Here is a 9894-nt window from a genome sequence, read left to right as displayed (position 1 = left end):
GTGTTTGAATTGGCGTGGGGCATTGCTCAGGTGTTGCCTGTGCGGACGCAATCGCGAGCAAGCTCGCACCCACAGGGTCTGCGCCAGGCACATTAATTGCGCAAGACGCGGTTATGTGGGAGCGAGCTTGCTCGCGATGAGGCCAGACCAGTCAATCACTAATGCCCAGCCTGCCACGGCTGCCCCAACGACACCGGCGCATACAACCGTGTCCGCAGCGCATCCCGTGACAGCAGCACCAGCACCACAATGGTCGCGACATACGGCAGCATCGCCAGCAGACTGGACGCAATTGCCAGCCCCAACCCCTGCGCCACCAGGTGCAGGATGCTGGCGAGCCCGAACAGGTACGCGCCGAGCAGCAGGCGCCACACCCGCCAACTGGCGAACACCACCAGCGCCAGGGCAATCCAGCCGCGCCCGGCGCTCATGTTCTCCGCCCACATCGGCGTGTACGCCAGGGACAGATAAGCCCCGGCCAACCCTGCCATTGCGCCGCCGAACAACACCGCCAACGTGCGTACAACCAAAACCGGCAAGCCCATGGCGCTGGCGGCGTCGGGATTTTCGCCGACCGCTTGAATGATCAGCCCGATGCGGCTTTTCAGAATCACCCAGGCCACCAATGCAAACAACGCGAACGACAGATACACCAGCAGATCCTGGGCAAACAGCATCCGTCCGATCAGCGGGAGCTCACTCAAATACGGAATCGCCATCGGCTCGAAACCCGCCAGCGGTTTGCCGACCCACGCCGCACCGACAAAGGTCGACAGGCCCACACCGAAAATCGTCAGGGCTAGCCCGGTGGCCACCTGATTGGCGTTGAACACCAGAGCCACCAAGGCAAAGAGAGACGACAACAGTATCCCGGCAAGCATCGCCAGCAACACGCCGAGCCACAGGTTTGCGGTGTTGAACGCGACGATGAAACCGATCACCGCGCCAAACAGCATCATGCCTTCCTGGCCCAGGTTGAGGACGCCGCTTTTCTCGCAGATCAGTTCCCCCAGCGCCACCAGCAGCAACGGCGTACCGCAGCGGACCATGGCGTAGAAAATATTGCTCAGCAGATCGATATCCATCACAGCGCTCCTGCTTGTACGGCGGTGGCTTGGGCGCGACGGGTCCGGCGCAGGTTCAAGCGCGGTCGGTAGAGAATCAGCACATCACTGGCCAGCAGGAAAAACAGCATCATGCCCTGGAACAATTGGGTAATCGCTTGCGGCAGGTTCAGGCTCATTTGTGCGCTTTCGCCGCCGATGTACAGCAGCGCCATCAACAGGCTGGAAAACAGGATGCCGACAGGATTCAGGCGGCCGAGAAACGCCACGGTGATCGCCGCATAGCCGTAGCCCGGCGAGACCTGCGGCACCAGCTGGCCGATGGGGCCGGTGACTTCGCACACACCCGCCAGCCCAGCCAGGCCACCGCTGATCAACAGCGCGAGCCAGATCAGGCGCTTCTCGCGAAAGCCGACAAAACCGGCGGCACGTTTGTCCAGCCCGAGCACTTTGATCTGAAAACCGACAAAGCTTTTTTGCAACAACACCCAGACCGCCACCAACGCGAGCAGGGCGAGATACACTCCGGCATGCACCCGGCCATCCTCCATCAACAGCGGCATGCGGCTGGCGTCACCGAACATCGCTGACTCGGGGAAGTTGAACCCGGCGGGATCCTTCAAAGGGCCGTGAACGCAGAACAGCAACAGGTTCAGTGCGATGTAGTTGAGCATGATGCTGGTCAGGATCTCATTGGCGTTGAAGCGCGTGCGCAACCACGCCGTCAGGCCGGCCCACGCGGCACCCGCCAGGGTGCCTGTGAGCAGGATCAGCACCAGCGCCCAGCGGCTTTGCATATCGATGATGTTCACCGCCAGCGCACTGCCGGCCAACGCGCCGAGCAGCAGTTGACCTTCGGCACCGATGTTCCAGATACGCGCCTGATACGCGACGGCCAGGCCCAGGGCGCAGAGCAGAATCGGCAGGGCTTTGACCAACAGTTCAGAGACGCCGTACAGGTCGCTGACCGGTGCGATAAGCAGCGTGTGCAAGGTCAGTAGCGGGTCGTGCCCGAGCGCGATAAAAAACAGTGATCCACAGCCCAGGGTCAGGACAGCCGCCAGCAACGGCGAGCACCACAGCATCAGGCGCGATTGCTGGCCACGGGGTTCAAGAGAAAGCAGCATGTGACACTCCGTTAGCGCGTGGCGGATGCGAGTGATTGAGGGGCACCGAACTGGCCGGCCATCCAGCCGCCGACATCRCTCAGGCGCGTATCCACTGTGGCGTGGAGCGCCGACAGCCGACCGCCGCACAAGGCGCCGAGGCGGTCGCTGATCTGGAGCAGTTCGTCGAGGTCTTCGGAAATCACCAGGATCGCCGCGCCGGCATCGCGCAAGGCAATCAAGGCGCGATGAATGGTGGCGGCGGCGCCGACATCCACACCCCAGGTTGGATGCGCGGCCACCAGCAGTTTCGGTTGCTGAAGGATTTCCCGGCCGAGGATGAATTTCTGCAAATTGCCTMCGGACAGGCTGCGGGCCGACACCTGGCTATCGGGTGTCTTGACGCCGAAACGGTGGATGATTTCCTCGGCCAGTGCTTCGACTTTGCCGCGCTGAATCAGGCCGTTACTCACCAATCCCTGCTGGAAAGCGGTCAGCAGAGTGTTGTCCGCCAGGCTCAGCTCCGGCACCGCGCCATGACCCAAGCGTTCGGCGGGGACGAACGCCAGGCCGAGTTGGCGGCGAGCATCGGGACGCAAATGGGCGACTGGCTCCTGGCCAAATCGGATCGTCGCGCTGGCGTTGCGGGGCAGCAGTGCTTCGCCACTGAGCAAGGCCAGCAACTCATCCTGGCCATTGCCGGCGACACCGGCGATGCCGACAATTTCACCGCCGCGCACTTCAAGGTCGATGTTGGCAAGCGAGCAGCCGAACGGGTCCGGGTTGTGCCAGGACAAGCCACGGACATCAAGGAACGCATCACCTCCAGTAACCTTCGGATAGTCTGCGATCAACTCCGCTGCTTCACCGACCATCAAGCGCGCCAGTTGCTGATCCGAACACTCGGCCGGCACGCAATGCCCGGCCACCCGACCGCCTCGTAAAACTGTTGCGCTGTGGCACAACGCGCGGACTTCCCCGAGCTTGTGACTGATGAACAAAATGCTGCAGCCGTCGGCAGCGAGCCGGCGCAGGGTGACGAACAAGTCGTCGGTCTCTTGCGGCGTCAGCACCGAAGTCGGCTCATCGAGAATCAACAGGCGGATGTCCTGCATCAGGCAACGAATGATTTCCACCCTTTGCCGTTCACCGATCGACAGGCTGTGGACAAGTCGCTCCGGTTCCAGCGCCATGCCGTAGCGGCGGGACACTTCGCGAATCTTCGGCTCAAGCTGTTTGGGTGTGCCTGCCGCCGCGCCCATGGCCAGGGCAATGTTCTGCGCCACGCTCAGGGTTTCGAACAGCGAAAAATGCTGGAACACCATGCCGATTCCCAGACCGCGCGCCTGGGCCGGGTTGCGCAGGCTCACCTGCTGACCTTGCCAGATCACCTCGCCCGAATCGGCGTGGGTGACGCCGTAGATGATCTTCATCAGCGTGCTTTTGCCCGCGCCGTTTTCGCCGAGCAGGGCATGGATCTCGCCAGGGGCAATGGACAGGTCGATGGCGTCGTTGGCCAGGCAACCGGGGTAGCGTTTTGTGATTTTGCGCAGTTGCAGGCGCGGAATCGGATCAGGAATTGGAGCGAGATTGGGCATGACAGGCTCGGTGCTGTTGGACTTGTGCCTGTGGATAAAGCAATTTTCTGGCCACTTGGTCAGGAAAACTTCGAAGTCCTGTGAGCCGAGGCGTTGAGTACGCAGCTTTCAAATGTGCCACGCAGAGCCCGGCACCACATGGGGGCAATGGTGCAAATCAAGCCCTGATTTTGCTCGTGCGCTTTTGCTCAAAAAATGAGCAACTGACCACAAGCCATACCGTGCAGGGCGCCGAGACGGCCATGAACGGGTTATCCACAGATTGCTCCACAGTATTTGTGCGCAAGCTCAAAGCACGGGCATAAGCACTGAGTGGCTTTCTTCTAAAGGCGATAAACCGTCGTAACTGTTTGTTTTTATTTGTATTTGATTTGCTTGATGGCGGATTGGACGAAAATTGAACAAAGTTCGCAAAGCCGTATGACACAAGGGTTACAGCCGTATGTGCTCAGGTTATCCACAGCCGGGTGCACAGCAGATGTGGGCAAATATGGAATAAGTGGAAAAGCGGCGTGCCCCAAAAAATTGCAGCCTGTGCGGAAGCCTTTTAGCGCTGTAACAAAATGCGTCCGCGACTCAAATCGGCCAGTTGTGACTGCAAGGTGTCGATCTGCGCATCGCCCACAGCCAATTGCAACTCGACACCATTGGCGGTGAAGGTTTCATCCACAACCAATCCACCTGCCTCCGCCACCCGCAGCTTGACCAGGGCCAACTCGGCAAATCCGCAAGCGCAACGCAGCGGCACCCGGCTGATCAGCTCAATCTTTGGCGCCGCTTGCAGGCATTTATTTGCACCACCGCCATAGGCCCGGGCGAGCCCACCGGTGCCCAGTTGGATGCCGCCATACCAGCGAATCACCAGTACCGCGACCTGATCGCAATCCTGCGCTTCGATCGCCGCTAGCATCGGCCGGCCGGCCGTACCGCCGGGCTCGCCATCATCAGTGCTGCGATACTGATCGCCGAGTTTCCACGCCCAGCAGTTGTGCGAGGCATTCAAGTCACTGTGCTGTTCAATGAACGCCTGGGCCTCGGCCGGGCTGGAGACTGGCGCGGCGAAGGTAATGAAGCTGCTCTTGCGAATCTCTTCGCGGTATTCGTAAAAACCGCTGAGGGTAAAAGGCATACGTACCTGAATGGCTACTTAAATGGCAGGTTGCAGGCCGCAGCCCTTGAGAATGATGCGGATCAGGTTGTCCCCGGCGTCTTCCATGTCCTGTTTAGTCAACCTGGTGCGCCCGGTTACGCGGCAGATCTGCGTGGCGAAATCGGCGTAATGCTGGGTGCTGCCCCACAACAGGAAGATCAGGTGCACCGGATCGACCAGGTCCATTTTACCGGCGTCGATCCACGCCTGGAACACGCCCGCACGGCCCTGAAACCAGGCGCGATAATCCTGGTTGAAGTACTCGGTCAGGCATTCACCGCCACTGATGACTTCCATGGCGAAAATCCGCGAGGCTTGTGGCTGGCGTCGGGAGAACTCCATTTTCGCGCGGATGTAACGAGTCAATGCTTCGCTCGGATCGTCTTCGGCGGTGAGGGTGTTGAAGGTGCTGTCCCACAACTCGATGATGTTGCTTAGCACCGCCACGTACAAACCGAGTTTGTTGGTGAAGTAGTAATGCAGGTTTGCCTTGGGCAACCCGGCATTCTGGGCAATGGTGTTCATGCTCGTGCCTTTGTACCCGTGACGGGCGAACTCGTCTTCGGCGGCTTTGATGATGGTCTCTTCGTTTTTCTGACGAATGCGGCTGACGGGTTTGCCGCCGTGGGCTGGGACTTCAAAGGTCATAAGCATTTCCGAACTGATGGGTGGGACGGCCAGTGCGTTGATAGCGTACCCACCGGATTCAGACAAGTCCTTATGTGGCGCAAGGRTCATTAACGCGTCGCGGCCAGGCTCTCGAGAAAACTCTCCAGCACCAGATGCGGGCGACGCCCCTTGCGTGTAACCGACGCCAGGCTGAGGTCATAGAAGCGCGTTTTCGCTTTCAACGCGCGCAACCGACCTTGCTGCACCCAAAGACCCGCGTAGTGATCCGGCAGGTAACCGATGTAGCGCCCGGTCAGGATCAGGAACGCCATGCCTTCGCGGTCCGAGGCACTGGCGGTGCAATTGAGCGCCTGGTAGTGAGCCTGGATCTCCGCTGGCAAACGGAAGGTGGGTGCGATGGCGTCCTGACTGTTCAGGCGTTCGTCGTCCAGTTGCTTGTCATCGACATAAAACAGCGGATGGCCGACCGCGCAGTACAACAGCGATCGCTCGCTATACAGCGGTTGATACTCGAGCCCCGAGAGCGCACTGGCCTGCGGCACCACGCCGACGTGCAGGCGACCGTCAAGCACGCCTTGTTCGACCTCATTGGGCGCGATCATGCGGATCTGGATCTGCACGTCCGGACCGCGCTCTTTCAATTGCGCGAGGGCATGGGTGATGCGCATGTGGGGCAGGGTGACCAGGTTGTCCGTCAAGCCAATGATCAACTCGCCGCGCAAGTGCTGGTGCAGGCCATTGACCTCGGTGCGGAAGCTTTCCAGCGCACTTAACAGTTGCAGCGCCGATTGATAGACCTCGCGGCCTTCTTCGGTCAGGGAAAACCCGGCACGTCCCCGTTGGCACAGGCGTAAACCGAGGCGTTGCTCCAGATCGCTCATCTGCTGGCTGATCGCTGAGCGACCGATGCCCAGCACGGTTTCCGCCGCAGAGAAGCCGCCGCATTCCACCACGCTGCGGAAAATCCTCAGCAGGCGGATATCAAAGTCGCTGACCTGGGCCAGCGGATCGGGACGGCGAGTGCTCATGCGGGTTACTCAAAGTTTAGTGGTTGGCTGACTGAACATTAGAAAAGTTGGATTTCACCGACTTTATCCCCGTGGCAATTTAGCTGCAACAACGGTTTTCAATCCTTACGCCGCTTATTGCCTTGCGAGGTTACGCCCATGAACCAGCCTGAAAACGCCCCGACTTCCCTGGCCAGCCAGCTCAAGCTCGATGCTCACTGGATGCCTTACACCGCCAACCGTAACTTCCAGCGCGACCCGCGCCTGATCGTTGGCGCCGAAGGCAGCTGGCTGATCGACGACAAGGGCCGCAAGGTATATGACTCGCTGTCCGGTCTGTGGACCTGTGGCGCCGGGCACACCCGCAAGGAAATCCAGGAAGCGGTCTCCAAGCAATTGGGCACCCTCGACTACTCGCCAGGTTTCCAGTACGGCCATCCGTTGTCCTTCCAGCTGGCTGAGAAAATCACCGACCTGACCCCGGGCAACCTGAACCACGTGTTCTTCACCGACTCGGGCTCCGAGTGCGCTGACACCGCTGTGAAGATGGTCCGTGCTTACTGGCGCCTGAAGGGCCAGTCGACCAAGACCAAAATGATCGGCCGTGCCCGTGGTTACCACGGTGTGAACATCGCCGGCACCAGCCTCGGCGGCGTGAACGGCAACCGCAAGCTGTTCGGTCAGGCGATGATGGACGTCGACCACCTGCCGCACACTTTGCTGGCAAGCAACGCTTATTCCCGTGGCATGCCGGAGCAGGGTGGTATCGCCCTGGCTGACGAACTGTTGAAGCTGATCGAACTGCACGATGCGTCGAACATCGCGGCGGTCTTCGTCGAGCCATTGGCCGGTTCCGCTGGCGTGCTGGTTCCACCACAGGGTTACCTCAAGCGTCTGCGTGAAATCTGCGACCAGCACAACATCCTGCTGGTGTTCGACGAAGTGATCACCGGTTTCGGCCGTACCGGCACCATGTTCGGCGCCACCACCTTCGGCGTGACCCCGGACCTGATGTGCATTGCCAAGCAAGTCACCAACGGTGCGATCCCGATGGGCGCGGTGATTGCCAGCTCCGAGATCTACCAGACCTTCATGAATCAGCCGACGCCTGAATACGCGGTTGAATTCCCCCATGGCTACACCTATTCCGCGCATCCGGTGGCTTGCGCCGCGGGCCTGGCAGCACTCGACCTGCTGCAAAAGGAAAACCTGGTGCAGAGCGTGGCTGAAGTCGCACCGCATTTCGAAAATGCGCTGCACGGCCTCAAAGGCACCAAGAACATCATCGACATCCGCAACTTCGGCCTGGCTGGCGCGATCCAGATCGCCCCTCGTGACGGCGATGCGATCGTGCGTCCGTTCGAAGCCGGCATGGCGCTGTGGAAAGCCGGGTTCTACGTGCGCTTCGGCGGCGACACCCTGCAGTTCGGCCCAACCTTCAACAGCAAGCCGCAGGACCTGGATCGCCTGTTCGACGCGGTCGGCGAAGTGCTGAGCAAGATCGACTGATTTGACAAAACACCTGTAGGAGCGAGCTTGCTCGCGATGGACGTTAACGATGATGCGGGCTGCCTGGATGAACGCGGCGCCCTCACTATCTTCGCGAGCAAGCTCGCTCCTACAAAAGCTATCTATATAGCAGGCACCCGTTGAAGGGCACCTGTGGACAACTTTTCAGGAGCTTCCATGAGCGTTATTCCGCATTTGATCAATGGCGAACTGGTGACTGAGAACGGTCGTGCGGTTGATGTGTTCAACCCGTCTACCGGCCAGGCTATTCACAAGTTGCCGCTGGCGACCCGCGAAACCATCCAGAGCGCCATCGACGCCGCCAAGGCTGCATTCCCGGCCTGGCGCAACACGCCACCGGCCAAGCGGGCCCAAGTGATGTTCCGCTTCAAGCAACTGCTGGAACAGAACGAAGCGCGCATCTCGCAATTGATCAGCGAAGAACACGGCAAGACCCTGGAAGACGCCGCTGGTGAACTTAAGCGCGGTATCGAGAACGTCGAGTTCGCTTGCGCGGCGCCGGAAATCCTCAAGGGCGAATACAGCCGCAACGTCGGCCCGAACATCGATGCATGGTCGGACTTCCAGCCACTGGGCGTGGTGGCYGGTATYACGCCGTTCAACTTYCCGGCSATGGTKCCRCTSTGGATGTAYCCGYTGGCCATCGTSTGCGGCAACTGCTTCATCCTCAAACCGTCCGAGCGTGATCCGAGCTCGACGCTGCTGATTGCCCAGTTGCTGCTGGAAGCTGGTTTGCCCAAAGGCGTACTGAGCGTGGTGCACGGTGACAAGACTGCAGTGGACGCATTGATCGAAGCGCCGGAAGTCAAGGCACTGAGCTTCGTCGGTTCGACCCCGATTGCCGAATACATCTATAGCGAAGGCACCAAGCGCGGTAAACGCGTTCAGGCCCTGGGTGGTGCGAAGAACCATGCGGTGCTGATGCCGGATGCAGATCTGGACAACGCTGTCAGCGCACTGATGGGCGCGGCTTACGGCTCTTGCGGTGAGCGCTGCATGGCGATCTCCGTGGCCGTGTGTGTCGGCGACCAGGTTGCCGATGCTCTGGTGGCCAAACTGGTTCCGCAAATCCAGGCGCTGAAGATCGGTGCCGGTACTTCCTGCGGTCTGGACATGGGCCCTCTGGTTACTGGTCAAGCGCGGGACAAGGTCAGCGGTTACGTGGAAGACGGCGTAGCAGCTGGCGCGACACTGGTAGTGGACGGTCGTGGCCTGACCGTGGCCGGTCATGAGGACGGCTTCTTCCTGGGTGGCTGCCTGTTCGACAACGTCACGCCAGAAATGCGCATCTATAAGGAAGAGATCTTCGGGCCGGTATTGTGCGTCGTCCGGGTCAACAGCCTGGAAGAGGCGATGCAACTGATCAACGATCACGAGTATGGCAACGGCACCTGCATCTTCACCCGTGACGGGGAAGCGGCGCGCCTGTTCTGCGACGAGATCGAAGTCGGCATGGTCGGCGTCAACGTACCGCTGCCGGTGCCGGTGGCTTACCACAGTTTTGGTGGCTGGAAACGTTCGCTGTTCGGCGACCTGCATGCCTATGGCCCGGATGGTGTACGTTTCTACACCCGCCGCAAGGCCATCACCCAGCGCTGGCCGCAGCGTGCGAGCCATGAGGCTTCGCAGTTCGCTTTCCCTAGCTTGTAAGTAGAAGGGTAAAGAAGGCCGACCCAACGGGTCGGCCTTTTGTTTTTGGGGCTTTTTTAGCTATATGACAGTTTTGTGAAAATAGCTGTTGACGGCAGATTCTGGAAGCCTATAATTCGCCCCACTTCCGGCGCAGTCGAAACGGAAACTCCTTGGTAA

The 9894-nt window shown here is 60.1% G+C and carries 8 protein-coding genes; 2 read left to right on the top strand and 6 right to left on the bottom strand.

What is annotated here, in order from left to right:
* Positions 1-158: 158 nt before the first annotated feature.
* The 6 genes from AC1DVH_RS20900 to AC1DVH_RS20875 all read right to left on the bottom strand — a co-directional run bounded on the left by AC1DVH_RS20900 (position 159) and on the right by AC1DVH_RS20875 (position 6576).
* On the bottom strand, positions 159-1085 hold the full coding sequence (locus AC1DVH_RS20900; protein ID WP_477755399.1) for an ABC transporter permease: 927 nt from the start codon (positions 1083-1085) through the stop codon (positions 159-161).
* On the bottom strand, positions 1085-2191 hold the full coding sequence (locus tag AC1DVH_RS20895) for an ABC transporter permease (protein ID WP_477755398.1): 1107 nt from the start codon (positions 2189-2191) through the stop codon (positions 1085-1087). The genes AC1DVH_RS20900 and AC1DVH_RS20895 overlap by 1 nt, the downstream gene beginning before the upstream one ends.
* Positions 2192-2202: 11 nt before the next feature.
* Positions 2203-3768 (bottom strand): ABC transporter ATP-binding protein, encoded by a 1566-nt coding sequence (locus AC1DVH_RS20890; protein ID WP_477755397.1) that lies wholly within the window; start codon positions 3766-3768, stop codon positions 2203-2205.
* 547 nt (positions 3769-4315) lie between these two features.
* Positions 4316-4897 (bottom strand): IMPACT family protein, encoded by a 582-nt coding sequence (locus AC1DVH_RS20885; RefSeq protein WP_477755396.1) that lies wholly within the window; start codon positions 4895-4897, stop codon positions 4316-4318.
* 18 nt (positions 4898-4915) lie between these two features.
* Complete coding sequence (locus AC1DVH_RS20880; protein ID WP_477755395.1) at positions 4916-5566, bottom strand: TetR/AcrR family transcriptional regulator; 651 nt, start codon at positions 5564-5566, stop codon at positions 4916-4918.
* An 89-nt stretch (positions 5567-5655) separates the two neighbouring features.
* A complete protein-coding gene (locus AC1DVH_RS20875; protein WP_477755394.1) occupies positions 5656-6576 on the bottom strand; it encodes a LysR family transcriptional regulator in 921 nt (306 codons plus the stop codon).
* Positions 6577-6714: 138 nt separating this feature from the next.
* Between AC1DVH_RS20875 and aptA the strand changes: the two genes are divergently transcribed.
* On the top strand, positions 6715-8064 hold the full coding sequence (gene aptA, locus AC1DVH_RS20870) for an omega-aminotransferase AptA (RefSeq protein ID WP_477755393.1): 1350 nt from the start codon (positions 6715-6717) through the stop codon (positions 8062-8064).
* Between the two features lie 177 nt (positions 8065-8241).
* Positions 8242-9735, top strand: a complete 1494-nt coding sequence (locus AC1DVH_RS20865) for a CoA-acylating methylmalonate-semialdehyde dehydrogenase (RefSeq protein WP_102702272.1) — start codon at positions 8242-8244, stop codon at positions 9733-9735.
* The last annotated feature ends 159 nt before the right edge of the window (positions 9736-9894 follow it).

The organism is Pseudomonas sp. P4_C3 (assembly GCF_056402075.1).
This window is presented reverse-complemented; position numbering and strand designations above follow the sequence as displayed.